The 17,361-nt window shown below is 73.0% G+C and carries 15 protein-coding genes and 2 pseudogenes; 11 read left to right on the forward strand and 6 right to left on the reverse strand.

The genetic code is table 11. The features are described from left to right. Positions 1 to 52: 52 nt before the first annotated feature. Positions 53 to 1,199: pseudogene (locus tag ACZ58V_RS24145) on the reverse strand (FtsX-like permease family protein); the annotation flags it as partial. 64 nt (positions 1,200 to 1,263) lie between these two features. After that, positions 1,264 to 1,374: pseudogene (locus ACZ58V_RS24150) on the reverse strand (DNA-binding response regulator); the annotation flags it as partial. 154 nt (positions 1,375 to 1,528) lie between these two features. On the opposite strand from ACZ58V_RS24150, the gene ACZ58V_RS24155 reads away from it, so the two are divergent. Further along, a complete protein-coding gene (locus ACZ58V_RS24155) occupies positions 1,529 to 2,200 on the forward strand; it encodes a ScbR family autoregulator-binding transcription factor (protein ID WP_468198603.1) in 672 nt (223 codons plus the stop codon). Between the two features lie 100 nt (positions 2,201 to 2,300). Further along, on the forward strand, positions 2,301 to 3,578 hold the full coding sequence (locus ACZ58V_RS24160; protein ID WP_471292139.1) for a cytochrome P450 family protein: 1,278 nt from the start codon (positions 2,301 to 2,303) through the stop codon (positions 3,576 to 3,578). Here the strand turns inward: ACZ58V_RS24160 and ACZ58V_RS24165 are convergent. Then, on the reverse strand, positions 3,571 to 4,494 hold the full coding sequence (locus tag ACZ58V_RS24165; RefSeq protein WP_471292141.1) for an NAD-dependent epimerase/dehydratase family protein: 924 nt from the start codon (positions 4,492 to 4,494) through the stop codon (positions 3,571 to 3,573). The two genes, ACZ58V_RS24160 and ACZ58V_RS24165, sit on opposite strands and share 8 nt — an antisense overlap. Continuing rightward, entirely contained in the window at positions 4,491 to 5,513 is a 1,023-nt protein-coding gene (locus ACZ58V_RS24170) for a ScbA/BarX family gamma-butyrolactone biosynthesis protein (protein WP_471292144.1), read from the reverse strand. Before ACZ58V_RS24170 ends, ACZ58V_RS24165 begins: the two co-directional genes overlap by 4 nt. Before the next feature lie 172 nt (positions 5,514 to 5,685). Here ACZ58V_RS24170 and ACZ58V_RS24175 point away from each other — a divergent pair, with 172 nt between their 5' ends. From ACZ58V_RS24175 to ACZ58V_RS24190, 4 genes are all read left to right on the forward strand, one after another. Next, positions 5,686 to 6,351 carry a ScbR family autoregulator-binding transcription factor gene (locus tag ACZ58V_RS24175; RefSeq protein WP_471292147.1) on the forward strand — a complete coding sequence of 222 codons (666 nt, stop codon included), beginning with the start codon at positions 5,686 to 5,688 and terminating at the stop codon, positions 6,349 to 6,351. Positions 6,352 to 6,475: 124 nt separating this feature from the next. Beyond that, on the forward strand, positions 6,476 to 7,909 hold the full coding sequence (locus ACZ58V_RS24180; RefSeq protein WP_468198613.1) for a DUF2252 domain-containing protein: 1,434 nt from the start codon (positions 6,476 to 6,478) through the stop codon (positions 7,907 to 7,909). A gap of 71 nt (positions 7,910 to 7,980) precedes the next feature. Further along, positions 7,981 to 8,850 (forward strand): hypothetical protein, encoded by an 870-nt coding sequence (locus ACZ58V_RS24185; protein WP_468198615.1) that lies wholly within the window; start codon positions 7,981 to 7,983, stop codon positions 8,848 to 8,850. Between the two features lie 92 nt (positions 8,851 to 8,942). Continuing rightward, positions 8,943 to 9,272 (forward strand): rhodanese-like domain-containing protein, encoded by a 330-nt coding sequence (locus ACZ58V_RS24190; RefSeq protein ID WP_189727355.1) that lies wholly within the window; start codon positions 8,943 to 8,945, stop codon positions 9,270 to 9,272. 19 nt (positions 9,273 to 9,291) lie between these two features. Here ACZ58V_RS24190 and ACZ58V_RS24195 read toward each other — a convergent pair whose 3' ends face one another. Continuing rightward, on the reverse strand, positions 9,292 to 10,425 hold the full coding sequence (locus ACZ58V_RS24195) for an acyl-CoA dehydrogenase family protein (RefSeq protein ID WP_468198617.1): 1,134 nt from the start codon (positions 10,423 to 10,425) through the stop codon (positions 9,292 to 9,294). A 268-nt stretch (positions 10,426 to 10,693) separates the two neighbouring features. On the opposite strand from ACZ58V_RS24195, the gene ACZ58V_RS24200 reads away from it, so the two are divergent. The 3 genes from ACZ58V_RS24200 to ACZ58V_RS24210 are packed head-to-tail and all read left to right on the forward strand — an operon-like array spanning position 10,694 to position 13,400. Continuing rightward, positions 10,694 to 11,449 carry a DUF5819 family protein gene (locus tag ACZ58V_RS24200; protein WP_471292151.1) on the forward strand — a complete coding sequence of 252 codons (756 nt, stop codon included), beginning with the start codon at positions 10,694 to 10,696 and terminating at the stop codon, positions 11,447 to 11,449. Next, positions 11,446 to 12,663: an HTTM domain-containing protein gene (locus ACZ58V_RS24205; RefSeq protein WP_471292153.1), complete on the forward strand. Its 1,218-nt coding sequence runs from the start codon at positions 11,446 to 11,448 to the stop codon at positions 12,661 to 12,663. The genes ACZ58V_RS24200 and ACZ58V_RS24205 overlap by 4 nt, the downstream gene beginning before the upstream one ends. Continuing rightward, complete coding sequence (locus ACZ58V_RS24210) at positions 12,660 to 13,400, forward strand: TrmH family RNA methyltransferase (protein WP_471292156.1); 741 nt, start codon at positions 12,660 to 12,662, stop codon at positions 13,398 to 13,400. The genes ACZ58V_RS24205 and ACZ58V_RS24210 overlap by 4 nt, the downstream gene beginning before the upstream one ends. Here ACZ58V_RS24210 and paaN read toward each other — a convergent pair. Further along, positions 13,397 to 15,088, reverse strand: a complete 1,692-nt coding sequence (gene paaN / locus ACZ58V_RS24215; protein ID WP_471292158.1) for a phenylacetic acid degradation protein PaaN — start codon at positions 15,086 to 15,088, stop codon at positions 13,397 to 13,399. The genes ACZ58V_RS24210 and paaN overlap by 4 nt on opposite strands. Positions 15,089 to 15,248: 160 nt before the next feature. Here paaN and ACZ58V_RS24220 point away from each other — a divergent pair, with 160 nt between their 5' ends. Both ACZ58V_RS24220 and ACZ58V_RS24225 read left to right on the forward strand, forming a co-directional pair. Further along, positions 15,249 to 16,766: a 3-hydroxyacyl-CoA dehydrogenase gene (locus tag ACZ58V_RS24220; RefSeq protein WP_468198630.1), complete on the forward strand. Its 1,518-nt coding sequence runs from the start codon at positions 15,249 to 15,251 to the stop codon at positions 16,764 to 16,766. Continuing rightward, entirely contained in the window at positions 16,763 to 17,353 is a 591-nt protein-coding gene (locus tag ACZ58V_RS24225; RefSeq protein WP_359891161.1) for a TetR/AcrR family transcriptional regulator, read from the forward strand. The genes ACZ58V_RS24220 and ACZ58V_RS24225 overlap by 4 nt, the downstream gene beginning before the upstream one ends. Positions 17,354 to 17,361: the final 8 nt, after the last annotated feature.

Here is a 17,361-nt window from a genome sequence, read left to right on the forward strand (position 1 = left end):
CTGGTCTCACGTGTGTTGGTCTCATGATGAGATCCGCCCCGTTCTCGGGACGTCATTCCCGTACGCCCGCCAGTTCCACCGGGCGGCGGCGCAGGGCGATGGCGGCGGGGAGCGTCGCGGTGACGACGGCCAGGAGCGCGCGGGCGGCCGCTGTGGTGCCGAGGGCCTGCCACGGCAGGGTGAGGGCGGGCCGGGCCGGCAGCAGGGCGAGGGCGCTCCACAGGCCGGCCGGGTTGACGACGGCGGCCAGGAGGCCGAGGAGTGTGCCGGCCGCCACGACCGTCAGGGCCTCGGCGCCGGTCAGCCGCAGGACCTGCCGCCGGGTGGTCCGGTCAGCCGCAGCACGGCAAGGTCGCGGATCCGGTCGGAGGTGGCCATGACCGTGGTGTCGGCCACGGAGATGCCCGTGTAGAGGAGGGCGATGCCGAGGACGAGCAGGAGGCCGAGGCGGGTGGTGCGGTGGGTGCCGGGCGCGGTGGCGCTGAGTCATTCCTGCCGGGTGCGGACCTGCCCGTTCCCGGTGGCGACCGCCCGGTGCAAGGCGGTGGCGACCGCGCCCGGGTCCGCGCCGTCGGCCAGGGCCACGTCGACGCGGTCGGCCGTGGCGCCCGGGGCGTTGCGCGGGGTGGCGTAGACGCCGTTGTCGCCGGTGCCGGTGGTCATCACGGCGGCGATCCGCAGGGTGCGCGGTGTGCCGTCGCCGAGCCACACCCGGACCCGCTCGCCGACCCGGTGCCGCTGCCACTCCTCGTTGACGATGATCGTGTCGTCGTCGAGGCCGGTCGTGCTGCCCGCGGTGAGCGGAAGGTGTGCGGTGGCCGCCAGGGGGGGGCGGGGGTCGCGGCGCGGGCCTCGGAGCGGACGAGGGCCACGCCGTCCTCCAGGACGTGGACGGCCGTCGTGGACGTCGGTGACACCTCGGCTCCCGGTACCGCCCGCGGTGCGCGCAGGGTGGCGGCGTCGAAGGCCGTCCCGGCCGCCGGGGTGACGACGAAGGCGGCGGTGGTGCGTTCACTCGCCTCGGTGGCCTTCGCCCCGGCGAGGGTCGCTGTAGCGCCGAGCAGGGAACCCGCGAGGGCGACCGTGACCAGGACGGGGGCCGCGAGCGCGGCGGTACGGCGTACCCCGGCGGCGGTGTTCTCGCGGACCAGCAGACCGCCGGCACCGGGCAGGAGGGCGGGCAGCCAGGTCAGCGGCCGGGACGTACATCAGCCCGCCCGATGCTGCTGATCGCCGCGACCGCCCTGCTGGCCCCGCTCGTCCCAGCACCGCCAGCACCCGGCGGTGGGTCTCGTCCGCCGGGGGCGGGTCGAGCTTCATGAGGATGCCGGAGATGTGCTTGCCCACGGCCGCTTCGGAGACGACCGCGTATCTGCGGGCATAGGGCGGCCTCAGGGGCCGACCCAAGAGTCGACCTCAGGGCGGACCCGATCGTGGCCCCAAGGCCGGTGTGTCGTAGGCGCGTTGTATAAAACCAGCGAGTTGGTTTTCATCGCGCCGCCATCAGAGCCCTCCAGGGGAGCCACCGGTGACCAAACAGGACCGGGCCGTCCGGACCCGTCTCGCGCTGATCCGTTCCGCGGCCGGGCACTTCGAGGCACGGGGATACGTCCAGGCCAACCTGGCGGAGATCAGCGCGGGGGCCGGGGTCAGCTCCGGAGCGCTGCACTTCCACTTCGCGAACAAGGCCGCTGTCGCCGAGGCCGTCGAGCACGCGGCCGCCCGTGCCCTGCGCCGGGCAGCGGCCCGGGTCCGCGAAGGCGACGGATGCGCCCTGCAACGCCTCGTGGACGTCACGCACCAGGTCGCCCGGTTGCTGTGCGCCGACAGCGTGGTGCGGGCGGGGTTACGGCTGAACGCCGAGGCGGCCGCCGGGCGGGAGCGTGATCTGCGCCGGGAGTGGCGGGAGTGCGTGGACGACCTGCTCGCCGAGGCGGAGCGGCAGGGCGAACTCGCCGCCGGTGTGCCGCGGCACCGCACCGGCGCCGTCGTCCTCGCCGCCACCACCGGCATCGAGGTGCTGGCCCGCGAGGACCACGGCCGGCTCGCCCGCCCCTCGCTGACCGACCTGTGGCAGCTGCTCCTGCCGAGCGTGGCCGCGCCGCACCTGGCCGGCGTGCTGGATCCGGCGGGCACCTGCCCGGCCCCTGCGGATGCCGACCACGCGGAGACGTGTCTGCCCCTGGCCAACACTCTGTGAAGCAGTGGCCAAAACGAACCGGATGTCGAGTTTTTCGGCGTTCTTCGGTGTCCGGATCGCACCATGGTTCCCCATCCTCTGGACCAAGGAGCGAAGTGTCATGGCACAGCAGGCCTGCCCCTTCCTGACGATCGACCCGTCAGGCCAGGACCTCTACGGCGAGATATCCCGGATCCGGGCCCAGGGCCCGGCCGTGGAAGTGGAACTCCCCGGCGGCGTACGGGCGTGGTGGATCAACGGCCTGGAGCTGAACAAGCGGCTCCTGGCCGGCCCCGAGACGAGCAAGGACGCCTTCCGGCACTGGCCCGCCTGGATCAACGGGGACATCTCCCGCACCTGGCCGCTCGCGATCTGGGTCTCGGTACGCAACATGGTCACCGCCTATGGCACCGACCACAGCCGGCTGCGCAAGCCGATGGCCGCCGCCTTCACCAAGCGGCGCGTCGAGGCGCTGCTCCCGCGCGTCCAGGAGATCGTCGACCGGGCCCTGGACGACCTGGAGCGGATCCCGCAGGGCGAAGTCGTCGACCTGCGGGCGGCGTTCGCCGCGTCGGTGCCGCACGAGGTGGTGTGCGAACTCTTCGGCGTACCGCCCGGCGAGGACGGTCCGCGCGATGCCCTCTACCGCATCATCAACCGCTTCTTCGACACGGCGATCTCCCTGGAGGACGCCCAGGCCAACGGGGTCGAGCTGTACGGCACGCTCACCGCGTTCCTCCAGGACAAGCGCGCGCACCCGGCCGACGACCTGACGACGGCCCTCATCGCCGCCCGCGACGAAGGAAGGCTCAGCGAACAGGAGTTGATGGACAACCTGATCCTGCTGCTCACCGCCGGTTTCGAGACGACCGTCAACCTCATCGACAACACCGTGCACAGCCTGCTCGCCCACCCCGACCAGCTCGAACTGGTCCGCTCCGGGCGGGCCACCTGGGAGGACGCCCTGGAGGAGTCGCTGCGCCTCGAAGCGCCGGGTGCCATGTCCGGCCTGCGCTACGCCGTCGAGGACATCGAGATCGAGCCGGGTCTGACGATCCCCAAGGGCGACCCGCTCGTGGTCTCCTTCGCCGGTGCCGGTCGCGACCCCGAGCGGCACGGCCCGGACGCCGAGCGGTTCGACCTCACCCGCGCCACCAGCCGCGACCATGTGTCCTTCGGCCACGGCGTGCACCACTGCCTGGGCAGGCCCCTGGCCATGGCCGAGGCGACGGCGGCCCTGACGTCCCTGTTCGACCGCTTCCCGCGACTGGCCCTCGCCGACCCGTCCCGCCCGCCGAAGCGGCTGCGCTCCATCATCTCGACGGGGCACGAGGCACTGCCCGTACTGCTGCACGGCCCCCGTCCGGAAGAGCCGGAAGAGGCGGAGTCGGTCAGGTAGCGCTCCGGCCCCGGAGGAACGAGCGGTACCAGGGTGCCGCCCGCGTGAAGGCCGCCGCGAAGCCCTCGCCGGGCGAGCAGTCGAGGTCCTTCCAGAAGCCGTCGTCCACGAACCAGTGGTCGACCGTGAGCATGCCGAGGTGATGGAGGGCGAGCGGTGTCCCGGAGGCCCGTTCCAGGGCGGTGGCGACGTCCACCGAGGCATCGGCGCCGGGCACCTCCAACTGCGCGCTCACAGCGCCGAGCAGGTCCGGGACTTTGACCGGCTCGGGGTGGTTGACGTGGTGCACACCGCCGCCGTGCGCCGGGGACAGGGCCGCGGCCACCACCGCACGGCCCAGGGTGCCGACGTCGATCATCGACTGGAGCGCCGCGCAGCCGGTCAGGGTCGCCGACAACTCGCCCAGCAGCCACACCAGTCCGGGGACGACCCAGCGGTCGCCCTCGCCGTGGACGAGGTGCGGCCGCAGCACCAGGCCGCCCGCGTCGAGGACGTGCCGTTCGGCGGCGGCCCGGGTGCGGCTGGTGGCCGACGCGGGCGCGATCGGCACCTCTCCGGGGCGTACGCCGCGGAAGGGGCCCCGGCCGTACACGGCGGCCGTGCTCACGTACACGATCCGGCCCACTCCGGAGCGCACGGCCTCCTCGACCAGGGCCCGTGTGCCCAGGTCGTTGACGGCCTCGACGGTCTCGGGGTCGCCGCTGATCCGGGTGGCGCAGTGCACCAGGACGTCGGTGTCCGCGCAGGCTCCGCGCAGGGAGGCCGGATCGCTCAGGTCGCCGTGGACGGTTTCGGGGCCGGGCGGTGTCCGCCGGGACAACTGCCGTACCCGCACGCCGGGTTGCCGGTGCGCGGCGGCGGCCACATGGCTGCCGACGAAGCCGCTCGCGCCCGTGATCAGAAGGTTGGCCGTCACGACAGCGACCGTACCCGGGCGGGCCGTGCGGAGGTCAGGGTGGCGGTGAAGACGGACTCGCCGTCCTGGCGCCCCGACACCCGTACGGTCATCTCCCCCCGGTCCGCGCCGAGCATCTCGGTCTCCAGCCGGCAGGGGCTGTGCAGCTCGGCGTACCGGGCGAAGGTGGCCGTCATCGCGCGGGGCAGGAAGGGGTGCAGACCGGTCGTGGCGGTCGCGGCCTGGCGGGCCGCCTCGAACAGGGCCATGCCCGGCACATGGTCGTTGGGCCGGGGGAAGAGGACCGGGTGGCGGGTGTCCACGCGCAGCAGCCAGACACCGGGGCGGTCGGCGGGGGCGAGGACGACGTCCTCGGCGCGGGAGCGGCCGGCGAGCTCGGGCGCGATGCCCGGCAGCAGCGGCACCGGGGTCCGGGTCTCCAGGGCCGCCAACTGCCGTTCGCGCAGCCGGCGGTAGGCGAGCGGCGAGGTGCAGCCGGTGCTGCCGGTGCCGCGGGCGACGAAGCGTCCCGCGCGGTGGAACTCCATCGTGGTCCGCATGCTGCTCAGGCCGCGGCCGCGGCGGCGCACCTCGGAGCACACGACGTCGATGGTGACCGGTTCGGCGGCGTCCGACAGCGTGAGCGCGGACGGGTCGGCGGCGACCGTCAGGTCCCACATGACGAAGTGGGTGTCGGCCGGGGCACCGTACTCGGCGTGGGCGAGCACCATCGAGGCCTGCCGCAACGTTTCTCCCACGATCATCGGGTCCTGGTGGCGGTCGTCCACGGGGCCGAAGAAGGGGTGGGCGGCCGGCCAGTGCGCGGTGAAGCGGAAGCGGGCGTCGGAGATCCGGCGCCACCGGGTGGGGAAGACGTCGGTGTCGTTGGTGCGGTGGGCGAGGTCCGTGGTGACGGCGGTGTGGGGCCCGCGCTCGGCTTGTGGCGCGTTCTCGACGGCCGCAACGGTTCTGTTTGCCGGAGGGGGCTCGCGTCCGGTCTGATCGTCCTTGGGTGCGCTTAAAGGTCCTGTCTGCGGCATGAGAACCCCCAGCATCGGCTGCCTGGCTGCGGTCGGTGTTTGACTTGGACGTTTGACTAAGATACGGACGAGCCGGTTTTTTTCAAAGGGTGAGCCAAGCCGCTGGGACAGGCTCTCGCGCCCCCGCTGCACAGTGACTTCACAGGGATCGACGGAGATCAGGAGGCACCCGATGGCGCGACAGGAGCGCGCGATCCGCACCCGGCGGACCATCCTGGAGGCGGCGGCGGCCGTCTTCGACGAACGCGGCTACACCTCGGCGACCATCGGAGAGATCCTGGACCGGGCGGGCGTCACCAAAGGCGCGCTGTACTTCCATTTCGGCTCCAAGGAGGAGCTCGCGGTCGGGGTCTTCGAGGAGCAGCTCGCGATCACCCTCCCGCCGCAGTCCAGCAAGCTCCAGGAACTCGTCGACTCCGGTCTGGTGCTGGCCCGCCGGCTGCGGTCCGAGCCGCTGGTGCGGGCCAGTGTGGGGCTCGCCCTCGACCAGGGGGCCATGGACCTCGACCGCGCCCAGGCCTTCGGGATGTGGTTCGACCAGAACGTGCAGCGGCTGGCCGTGGCCAAGGCGCAGGGCGAACTGCTGCCGCATGTCGACGTGGCGGAGACGGCCGAGCTGCTGGTCGGCAGCTTCTCGGGGGTGCAGCTGCTGTCCCAGCTGCGCTGCCAGCGGCGGGATCTGGAACGCCGTGTCGTCGTGATGTTCGAGCACTTCCTGCCGAGTATCTGCGTGCCCGCGGTGCTGGCCCGGCTCGACGTCTCGGTGGAGCGGGCGGAGCGGGTGCTGGCCGAGGTGGCGGGCATGGCGGAAGGGCAGGTACTGCCCGCTCCCGCGTGAGGTGTCCACAGCCGGGAGTTGTCCACAGCCGGGGAGTTGTCCACAGGGTCTGACGCGTTTCGGCCGCCCGGATGTACGGTCGGCACGAGTTGATGTTCGTGAGCGTGCGGGGGAGGCGGTCGGGATGACCAGGGCTGATGTGGCGGCCGAGGACAAGGCGGCGGACGGGTCGGACCGTCGGCTGCCCCGGGTGCGCGGCTTCGCCGAGTGGCCGGCCGAGGGCTCGCCCAAGGACGAGGGCAAGGCCCTGCGCAAGCGGATCCCGCGGAGCGCGCACTCCCTGCTCGACCTGGACGCGTCCCGGCCCGACGCGGTGAGCGCGGTCGAGGAGTCGGGCCGCGGCCGGCTCCCCGAGCTCACCCCGATCCGGGTGGGCCGCATGGCCGCCACCCCGTTCACGTTCCTGCGCGGCGCGGCGGGCCTCATGGCCTTCGACCTGGCGCGCACCCCCATGACCCGGATCCGGGCCCAGATCTGCGGCGACGCCCACGCGGCCAATTTCGGCCTGTACGCCGACGCGCGCGGCGGCCTCGTCATCGATCTGAACGACTTCGACGAAACGGTGCACGGCCCCTGGGAGTGGGACCTCAAGCGGCTCGCGTCCTCCCTGGTGCTCGCGGGCCGGGAGGCCGGCGCGGACGAGGACCGGTGCCGCAAGGCGGCGTACGACGCGGTGGGCGCCTACCGCCGCACCATGCGGCTGCTGGCCAAGCTCCCGGTGCTGGACGCGTGGAACGCGATCGCGGACGAGGAGCTCGTCTCCCACACGGACGCCCATGACCTGGTCGGCACGCTGGAACGGGTCTCCGAGAAGGCCCGCCACAACACCAGCGGCCGCTTCGCGGCCAAGTCGACGCAGGCCACGGAGAGCGGAGGGCGCCGGTTCGTCGACGCCCCGCCGGTGCTGCGGCGCGTCCCGGACGCGGAGGCCGCGGCGGTCGCCGCGTCCCTGGAGGAGTACGTCGGCACCTTGCCGGAGGACCGCCTCCCGCTGCTCGCCCGGCACGCGGTGCACGACGTGGCGTTCCGCGTCGTCGGCACCGGCAGCGTCGGCACCCGGTCCTACGTCGTGCTGCTCCTGGACCACCGGGGCGAGCCGCTGGTGCTCCAGGTGAAGGAGGCGCGGTCCTCGGCGCTGGTGCCGCATCTGGTCACCGCCGGTTTCGAGGCGCCGGAGGCCGTGCACGAGGGCCGGCGGGTCGTGCTGGGCCAGAAGCGGATGCAGGTCGTCAGCGACATCCTGCTGGGCTGGACGACGGTCGACGGGTTCCCCTTCCAGGTCCGCCAGTTCCGCAACCGCAAGGGCAGCGTCGATCCGGCCGCGCTGGCCGCCGACCAGATGGACGACTACGGCCGCATGACCGGCGCGCTCCTGGCCCGGGCGCACGCCCACAGCGCCGACCCCCGCCTCGTCGCCGGGTACTGCGGCAAGAGCGAGGAGCTGGACGAGGCGATGGCGGCGTTCGCCGTGGCCTACGCGGACCGGACCGAGGCGGATCACGCGGATCTGGTCGCGGGGGTGCGGGCCGGGAAGGTCGCCGCGGAGACGGGCGTCTGACCCTGGGGACGCCTCGGGCGGGTGGCCGTCCGGGTCACAGGGGCGGGCGCGGCGTGGCCTAGGCTGGTCGGGTGACGACCCCGGAAGCTGAGCAGGGCGGTGGCGGCGCCGATGAGGAACGGGTGACGCCCGAGGGCGACGCGGCCCGCGCCGAAGGTGACGCGGCCCGGCCCGAGGAGCGGCTCGAGCGGGCCGTGCGGGCCGCCGAGCAGGCGTTGATCGAGTACGAGATCGCGGTGGAGACCTTCCGCGTCGAGGTCGAGAACTTCTCCCGGCTGCACGAACAGAAACTCGGTCCGCTCTACGCCCGGCTCGAGGACCTGGACGCCCGGATCCTGGAGGCCAGGGCCGCCCGCAGCGGCGACCCCGACGACCTGCGGCGCGCCGAGGAGGCCAGATCGCGGCTGGCGCCGATCCCGGGAGTCGAGGAGCTGCTGCACGGCTGGATGGACGACAGCGGCCTGTTCCCGGAGGCCGTGGCGATGCTCACGGACCAGGCGGTCCGGCCCCCGCAGCGGGTCCGCCCCAGCGAGGAGGCCCGCAAGCTCTACCGGGACCTGGCCCGCAAGGCGCACCCGGACCTGGCCCAGGAGGAGAAGGAGCGCGAGCGGCGCGAGGAGTTCATCACCCGGGTCAACGCCGCCTACGCCCGCGGCGACGCGGCGGAGCTGCGCGAGCTCGCCGAGGAGTGGGCCAAGGGGCCCGAGCTGAAGCGGGGCCCGAGCCGCGCCGAGGAGCTCTACAACCGCCTGGAATGGCTCGCCCAGCGCAAGGAACTGCTCGCCCTGCTCGCCAAGGAGCTGGAGGAGAGCGCCATCGGCCACATGCTCCAGCTGGCCCCGGACGACCCGGACCGCCTTCTGGACGAGATCGGGCAGCAGCTGCTCACCCAGGTCACCGAGCGGGAGACGGAGCTGGCCACGCTGCTCGGCGAGGGCTGAGCCGCGAGGGCCGGGCCGTGAGGGCGAGCCGCGTCCCGTCCGGCCCGTGGGGCGGGTCGGGTAGCGTCGGAGGCATGAGTTTCGGAGCTGGTGTGCCCACGGTCGAGGTCGCTGACCTCAAGGACGGCGACTTCCTGCTGGACGTCCGGGAGGACGACGAGTGGAAGGCCGGTCACGCCGAAGGGGCGCTGCACATCCCCATCAGCGAGTTCGTCGCCCGGTACGGTGAGCTGACCGAGGCCGCCCCGCAGGACGGCCGCGTCCATGTGATCTGCCGCTCCGGCGGCCGGTCCGCCCAGGTCACGATGTACCTGGCCCAGCAGGGCATCGACGCCGTGAACGTCGACGGCGGCATGCAGGTGTGGGAGGCGGCGGGCCGTCCCGTGGTGACGGACGACGGGCAGTCGGGGTTCGTCCTCTAGCGCCTCCTTCACCGGGCGGTCAGGCCGGCGGGTGCGCTGCCAGCAGGTCGCCCAGGGCCTCCTCGTGTGCCGCGGCCGGGCCGAGCGACAGCTCCAGGTGCTTGGCCCAGGCGTGGTACCGGTGCAGGGGGTAGTCGACGTCGGCGCCGAACCCGCCGTGCAGATGCTGCGCGGTCTGCACGACCCGGCGTACGCCCTCCGCCGCCCAGATCTTGGCGACGGCGACGTCACCGGCGGCGGGCAGCGCGCCGGGTGCCCCCGAGGCGATCCGCCACGCGGCCTGCCACAGCGTGACCTCCATCGCGCGCAGGTCGATGTAGCGGTCGGCGGCCTGCACGGCGACGGCCTGGAAGGTGGCGACCGGGAACCCGAACTGCTCCCGCTCGCTCGTGTACTCCCCGGTCATCCGCAGCACGCGTTCCCCGAGCCCGAGCGCCAGCGCGCACGTCCCGGTGGCCAGCAGGTCCCGCAGCCACTCCCACGCCCCGTCGGCGTCGATCACGTCCCGGGCGGTGAGCCGGGCCGACTCCAGTCGCAGCTCGCCGAGCCGCTCACCGCTGGTGGAGAACTGCTCGGCGAGGACGGTCCCGGGGTGCGCGCGCGGCACCAGGGCCAGGACGGTCCGCCCGGTGGCGGTGTGAGCGGGTACGACCGTGACGTCCGCGTCGTAGGCCCATGGCACGGCCGTCTGCACCCCGTCCAGCACCCAGACCCCGCCGTCCTGCCGTGCGGTCACGGCCAGCTCGGCCGGGTCGTGGCCGGTGCGGCCGTGCGCGGCGACGGTCAGCACGATCTCGCCCCGGCCGGCCCGGGCGAGCAGGGCGGACTTCGCCTCGTCGCTCCCGAAGGCCTGGACGGCGGCCGCCGCCGCGCTGCTCTCCAGCAGCGGCACCCTGGCCAGCACCCGTGCCGACTCCCGCAGCACCAGGCACAGCGCGACGGCGTCCAGGCCGGCCCCGCCGTAGCGCTCGTCGAGCAGCAGGCTCAGCAGGTCCGCGCGGGCGAGCCCGTCCCACAGGGCGCGGTCGTGGGTCTCGGCGACGGCGCCGGGGGTGAGCGCGGGGCTGGGCACGGCGTCCGGGGCGACCCCGGCGAACACGCCCTTCGCCGCCTCGGCCGCCGCCTGCTGCTCCTCGGTGAAGGTGAAGTCCACGGTGCCTGTCCTTCCGGGCCGATCCCGTTGAGCTGACGGGGCGTCAAGATAGAACAGGTTCTAGCAGAAGGGAATGGGCGTACGGGCGGGCGCCGTATGGTGTCCCTCCGGGCGGTCGCGGGCGCCGTACGGTCGGCTTGCGCGGTGTGGCGACGGCCACGGCCGGGACCGGCGGACAGGGGCTGTGCCGGGGCGGGTGGCCTGAGTACCGTGCCCGTGCCGACGCCGCGCGGCGGTAGGACGGACCGGGAATCTGGAACGGGGCGGAATGGACGCGTACGACGAGGGCTCGAACGCCCGGCACGGGCCGGACGGCCCGCCCGGCCCGTCCGGGCTCGCCGAGCCGGGCCCGCCCGACCCGCCCCGCTCCGGCATCGCCGCGCTCTCCCTCCCGTATCAGACAGGTGTCGCGCTGGCGCTCGCGGTCGTCGCGATCGGGGTCTGTGTGCACATCGCGATGACGTTCCTGCATGTCGCGCCGGCCAACACGGTCACCAAGGAGCACGGCCGGGCCGTGGACGACTGGATCTATCCGGAGTTCGAGCAGAACTGGAAGCTCTTCGCCCCGAACCCGCTCCAGCAGAACATCTCGATCCAGGCCCGAGCCGAGGTCCGCGGCGCGGACGGCGGGAGGCTGAGCACCGGCTGGTACGACCTGTCCGCCGAGGACGGCCGGGCCATCGACGGCAATCTGCTGCCCAGCCACACCCAGCAGAACGAGCTGCGCCGCGCCTGGGACTTCTTCACCGCGACGCACGACAGCGAGAGCCGCCCGGTCGGCCTGCGCGGATCACTCTCCGAGTCGTATCTGCGCCGGATCGTGGTGCTGCGTCTCGACCGCGACGACGCGGCGGGCGCCACGGCCGGGGACGACGGTGTCATCGAGCGCGTCCAGGTCCGCTCCCGCACCACCAACGTGCCCCCGCCGAAGTGGAGCCGGGAGAAGGTCTCCACGACGCCGTCCTACCGCGAGCTGCCCTGGTGGCCGGTGCCGCGGGACGAGGCCCGGGGAGGCATACGGTGAACCGCTTCTCCCTGGCCGTCTCGCGCGGCATCGCCCGGGTCACCGAGGCCGCCCTCGGCCCGTACCAGACCGCCGTGATCCGCATCGGCTTCAGCGCGACCTGGCTGCTGTTCCTGCTGCGCGAGCTGCCCCACCGCCATGAGCTCTACGGCCCCGACGGGCCCTGGAGCTGGGGTCTGGCCGAGCAGCTGATCGGGACCAACAAGGCCTTCACCACCCTGATGTGGTCGGACGGCCGGATCTGGTTCGAGCTGGTCTACGCGCTCGCGATCCTGTCCAGCGCCCTGCTGATGCTGGGCTGGCGCACCCGCACCATGTCGGTGCTGTTCATGGTCGGTGTGCTGTCGCTGCAGAACCGCAGCGTCTTCATGGGCGACGGCGGCGACAACGTGCTGCACCTGATGTCGATCTACCTGGTCTTCACGCGGTGCGCCCAGGTGTGGTCGCTGGACGCCCGGCGGGCCGCGCGCGCCCGGGACGCCCGCGCGCGCGGCGAGCGGGTCAGGGACCGGACCGGCCCGGCCCTGTGGGGTGTACTCGGGGTGGCGCTGCTCGCGGCGACCCTGGCGGGCCGGATGGACGGCGACGACCTGCTGATACCCGTGCTGCTGTGGACCATGTGGGCGGCGCAGGCCCTGTGGTGGCTGGCCGGGCGCCGCGCGAAGTCCGGCGAACCGCGGATCCTGCTCGACGTCGTCGCCAACATCGTGCACAACGGCGCCCTGCTCGTGATCATGGCCGAGGCGTGCCTGATCTACGCGACGGCCGGCTGGTACAAGATCCAGGGTTCCCGCTGGCAGGACGGCACCGCCGTCTACTACCCGCTCCACCTGGAGTACTTCTCGCCCTGGCCCGCCCTCGCCGACCTGCTGTCCGCCGGCGGGACGATGGTGATGCTCGTGACCTACGGGACGGTCCTCGTGCAGGTCGCCTTCCCGTTCACGCTGTTCAACCGGCGGGTGAAGAACGTCCTGCTGGCGCTCATGATCACCGAGCACGCCGTGATCGCCGTCGTTCTCGGCCTGCCGTTCTTCTCGCTGGCGATGATCGCGGCGGACGCGGTGTTCCTGCCGACGTCCTTCCTGCGCCGCCTGGGCGGCCGTGCGGCACGCGCGCGTGACCGGCTGCCGCGCCGGCGCGGCGGGCGCGTGCCGGTGCCCGAGCAGCACGCCCCCGAAGGCTCCCGGGCCGCGCACGTAGGCTTCGGGGCATGACCGACCCCGTGACCGTCTGGCACCGGCTCGCCGGCAGCACCGTCCTGCTCGACGGCTTCCACGCCCTCAAGCACGCGGTGCGGTTCGGCGCCGAGGTGCCGGTGGCGGTCACCGTCGACCGGGCGGCCGCGCTCGCCCTCGCCGACGAGCTGGCCCCGGACGTACGGGAGGCGCTGGGCGCGCTGCTCACGGAGGTGCCGCACGAGACGTACGCGTCGTTCGTGCCGCGCCCGCATCCCACCGCCGTGGCCGCGCTCGCCGTGCGCCCCTCCCGCGAGTCCAACCTCGCGCGGCTGGCCCGCACGCCCCGCATTACCCCGGTCGTGGTCCTCGACAATCCGCGCAACCTGGGCAACGCGGGGGCGGTGATCCGCCTGGCCGCCGGCTTCGGCGCGACGGGCGTGGTGACGACCGGGACGGTCGACCCCTGGCATCCGACGGTCGTACGCGGTGGCGCGGGCCTGCACTTCGCGACGGCGGTGGAACGGCTGGAGGTCCCCGACCTGCCGCCCGGCCCGCTGTTCGCCCTCGACCCCGAGGGCGACGACATCCGGGGCGTCAAGCTCCCGGACGACGCCGTCCTCGCGTTCGGCTCGGAACGCACGGGCCTGTCGGAGGAACTCCGCGCCCGAGCGGACCACTTGCTGTCCCTGCCGATGCGTCCGCAGGTCAGCAGCTACAACCTGGCGACGAGTGTGGCGATGACGCTGTACCACTGGAGCTGCGGGAGTTTTTAGGCGTCCCGCCGCACCTCGACAACCCTGAACCGGTTGGCCACGAACGCCCCGTCACACAGCGCCGCACTGGCCGCCGGATTCCCGCCCGACCCGTGGAAGTCGGAGAACGCGGCCGTCTGATTCACATACACCCCACCCGTCAGATTCAGCGACAACTGCGCCGCCTCCTCCAGACAGGCCTCCTGCACGTCCCGCTCGACCTCCGGGTCGGTGGTGTACGCCCCGACGGTCATCGCGCCCTTCTCCCGAACGGTCCGCCGCAGCAACTCCACCGCGTCCGAGGCCGAGTCGACGGCGACGGCGAACGACACCGGCCCGAAGCACTCGCTCATGTACGCGGCCTCCGCGTCCGGCTTGGCCCCGTCCAGCTTCACGATCACCGGTGTCCGCACGACCGCACCCGGGAAGTCGGGGTTGGTGATCTCCCGGGACGCCAGGGCGACCTCGCCGAGACCCGCGGCGGCCTCCAGCCGGGCCTTCACATCCGGGGTGACGATCGCACCGAGCAGCGCGTTCGCCCGGGCGTCGTCGCCGAGCAGGCCGTCGACCGACTTGGCGAGGTCGGCGACCACCTCGTCGTAGGACTTGGGACCCTGGTCCGTGGAGATGCCCTCCCGGGGGACGAGCAGGTTCTGCGGGGTCGTGCACATCTGGCCGCTGTACAGGGACAGCGAGAACGCCAGGTTGGAGAGCATGCCCTTGTAGTCGGCCGTGGAGTGGACGACGACGGTGTTGACGCCGGCCTTCTCCGTGTAGACCTGCGCCTGGCGGGCGTTGGCCTCCAGCCAGTCGCCGAACTCGGTCGAGCCCGTGTAGTCGATGATCCGGATCTCGGGGCGCGTCGCCAGGGTCTTGGCGATGCCCTCGCCGGGGCGCTCGGCGGCCAGCGCGACCAGGTTCGGGTCGAAGCCCGTCTCGGCGAGCACCTCCCGCGCGACCTGCACGGTGAGCGCGAGCGGCAGCACCGCGCGCGGGTGGGGCTTGACCAGGACCGCGTTGCCCGTGGCGAGGGAGGCGAACAGGCCCGGGTAGCCGTTCCACGTCGGGAAGGTGTTGCAGCCGATCACCAGGCCGATGCCGCGCGGGACCGGCGTGAACTGCTTGGTCATGGCCAGCGGGTCGCGCTTGCCCTGCGGCTTGGTCCACTCGGCGTTGTCGGGTGTGCGCACCTGCTCCACGTACGCGTACGCCACCGCCTCCATGCCGCGGTCCTGGGCGTGCGGCCCGCCCGCCTGGAACGCCATCATGAAGGCCTGGCCGGAGGTGTGCATGACCGCGTGCGCGAACTCGTGCGTCCGGTCGCTGACGCGCTTGAGGATCTCCAGGCAGACCACCGCGCGCTGCTCCGCGCCCGCGTCCCGCCAGGCCCGCTGTCCGGCCTTCATGGCGGGCAGCAGCACGTCGAGGTCCGCGTGCGGGTACGTCACGCCCAGGTCGACGCCGTACGGGGACGTCTCGCCGCCCACCCAGTCGTCGGTGCCGGGCTGGCCCAGGTCGAGGCGGTTGCCGAGCAGGGCGTCGAAGGCGGCCTTGCCCGCCGCCGCGTCCAGACTGCCGTGCTCCCCGTAGGCCTTGGGGTGCTCGGGGTGCGGGGACCAGTACGCGCGCGTGCGGATCGCCTCCAGCGCCTGGTCGAGGGTGGACCGGTGCCGGGCGATCAGCTCGTGCGCCGAGAGTGCGGCGGTCATGGGTGACCATCTCCTCGTCTCAAGAACTCTTCGTCGAGTTCATGACCTGGGCAGAAACCTGGGCAGGAACACTCGGACAGAGCTAGAGTAACCGAACGATCGGTCGGCTCAAGGGGGTCCGCCGCATCTGTGGAAAACCCCGTGCGGGAGGATCGCGCACATGACAGCACTCGACCTCAGCAGCCCCGTGGCCGTCGTCGGCACCGGCACCATGGGCCAGGGCATCGCCCAGGTCGCGCTGGTCGCGGGCCATCCCGTACGGCTGTACGACACCGTCCCCGGGCGGGCCCGGGAGGCGGCCGACGAGATCGGCGCGCGCCTGGACCGGCTCGTCGAGAAGGAGCGGCTCACCGGCGCCGACCGGGACGCCGCCCGCGCCCGGCTGCTGCCCGCCGAGGCCCTCGCCGAGCTGGCGGACTGCGCCCTGGTCGTCGAGGCGGTCCTGGAGCGGCTGGACGTCAAGCAGGACCTGTTCCGTGAGCTGGAGGGCGTCGTCGCCGACGACTGCCTGCTCGCCACCAACACCTCGTCCCTGTCCGTCACCGCCATCGGCGGCGCCCTGCGCTCCCCCGGCCGCTTCGTCGGCCTGCACTTCTTCAACCCGGCGCCGCTGCTGCCGCTGGTCGAGGTCGTCTCCGGGTTCGCCACCGACGTCTCGTCGGCCACGCGCGCGTACGAGACCGCCCGCGCCTGGGGCAAGACGCCGGTCGCCTGCGCGGACACCCCCGGCTTCATCGTCAACCGCATCGCCCGGCCCTTCTACGCCGAGGCCTTCGCGGTGTACGAGGCACAGGGCGCCGACCCGGCCACCATCGACGCCGTGCTGCGCGAGTCGGGCGGCTTCCGGATGGGCGCGTTCGAGCTGACCGACCTGATCGGCCAGGACGTCAACGAGTCGGTCACGCGGTCGGTCTGGGAGTCCTTCTTCCAGGACGTGCGCTTCACGCCGTCCCTCGCCCAGCGGCGCCTGGTCGAGTCCGGCCGGCTGGGCCGCAAGACCGGCCAGGGCTGGTACGACCACCAGGACGGCGCCGAGCGCCCTGACCCGGACACGGCGGAGCGGCGGCAGCCGCCCGCGTACGTCGTCGCCGAGGGCGACCTGGGCCCGGCGTCCGACCTGCTCGCGCTGATCCGCGAGGCGGGCATCCCGGTCCGCGACGAGGAGGACGACAACGGCACCCGCATGGTGCTGCCGAGCGGGGGCCAGCTCGCCCTCGCCGACGGGCAGACCTCCGTGGAGTTCCGGGACGTCGTCTACTTCGACCTCGCCCTCGACTACCGCAAGGCCACCCGGATCGCCCTGTCCGCCTCCCAGGACACCTCCCCGCAGACCCTCGCCGAGGCCATCGGCCTCTTCCAGGCGATGGGCAAGCGGGTCAGCCTCATCGGCGACGTCCCCGGCATGATCGTCGCCCGCACGGTCGCGCGGATCATCGACCTGGCGCACGACGCGGTCGCCAAGGGCGTGGCCACCGAGGAGGACATCGACACCGCGATGCGCCTCGGCGTCAACTACCCCCTGGGCCCCTTCGAGTGGAGCCGGAAACTCGGCCGCTACTGGGCCTACGCGCTCCTGGACGATCTCCATATGCGCGACCCCTCGGGGCGCTACACGCCGTCCCTCGCGCTGTACCGCCACGCCCACGCCTCCGACAAGCGGGAGGGCACAGCCTCATGACCACCGCCAAGCGCGACACGTACACCCCGGACACCCTGCTGTCCGTCGCCGTCCAGGTGTTCAACGAGCGTGGCTACGACGGCACCTCCATGGAGCACCTCTCCAAGGCGGCCGGCATCTCCAAGTCGTCGATATACCACCACGTCGCCGGCAAGGAGGAGCTGCTGCGCCGCGCCGTGAGCCGGGCCCTGGACGGCCTCTTCGGGATCCTCGACGAGGAGCACGCGCGCGTGGGGCGGTCCGCCGAGCGCCTGGAGTACGTCGTGCGGCGCATGGTCGAGGTGCTCATAGCCGAGCTGCCCTACGTGACCCTGCTGCTGCGGGTGCGCGGCAACACGGACACCGAGCGGTGGGCCCTGGAGCGGCGCCGCGACTTCGACCACCGGGTGGCCGACCTGATCAAGGCGGCGGCCGCGGACGGGGACGTGCGCGGCGACATCGAGGTCCGGCTGGTGACCAGGCTGGTCTTCGGAATGATCAACTCGATCGTGGAGTGGTACCGGCCGGACGGGCGGGGCATGAACGAGCGCGAGGTGGCCGACGCGGTGGTGCGGCTGGCGTTCGGGGGGCTCCGGCAGGACTCCTGAGACAGGCG

This window comes from Streptomyces sp. NPDC040589, from assembly GCF_055594445.1.

What these genes read in the sequence shown, in the direction of transcription:
- ACZ58V_RS24160 (WP_471292139.1), top strand. Translation starts at nt 2,301, where the DNA reads ATGGCACAGCAGGCCTGCCCCTTCCTGACGATCGACCCGTCAGGCCAG.
- ACZ58V_RS24170 (WP_471292144.1), bottom strand. Translation starts at nt 5,513, where the DNA reads ATGCCGCAGACAGGACCTTTAAGCGCACCCAAGGACGATCAGACCGGA.
- ACZ58V_RS24175 (WP_471292147.1), top strand. Translation starts at nt 5,686, where the DNA reads ATGGCGCGACAGGAGCGCGCGATCCGCACCCGGCGGACCATCCTGGAG.
- ACZ58V_RS24180 (WP_468198613.1), top strand. Translation starts at nt 6,476, where the DNA reads ATGACCAGGGCTGATGTGGCGGCCGAGGACAAGGCGGCGGACGGGTCG.
- ACZ58V_RS24200 (WP_471292151.1), top strand. Translation starts at nt 10,694, where the DNA reads ATGGACGCGTACGACGAGGGCTCGAACGCCCGGCACGGGCCGGACGGC.
- ACZ58V_RS24210 (WP_471292156.1), top strand. Translation starts at nt 12,660, where the DNA reads ATGACCGACCCCGTGACCGTCTGGCACCGGCTCGCCGGCAGCACCGTC.
- paaN (WP_471292158.1), bottom strand. Translation starts at nt 15,088, where the DNA reads ATGACCGCCGCACTCTCGGCGCACGAGCTGATCGCCCGGCACCGGTCC.
- ACZ58V_RS24220 (WP_468198630.1), top strand. Translation starts at nt 15,249, where the DNA reads ATGACAGCACTCGACCTCAGCAGCCCCGTGGCCGTCGTCGGCACCGGC.
- ACZ58V_RS24225 (WP_359891161.1), top strand. Translation starts at nt 16,763, where the DNA reads ATGACCACCGCCAAGCGCGACACGTACACCCCGGACACCCTGCTGTCC.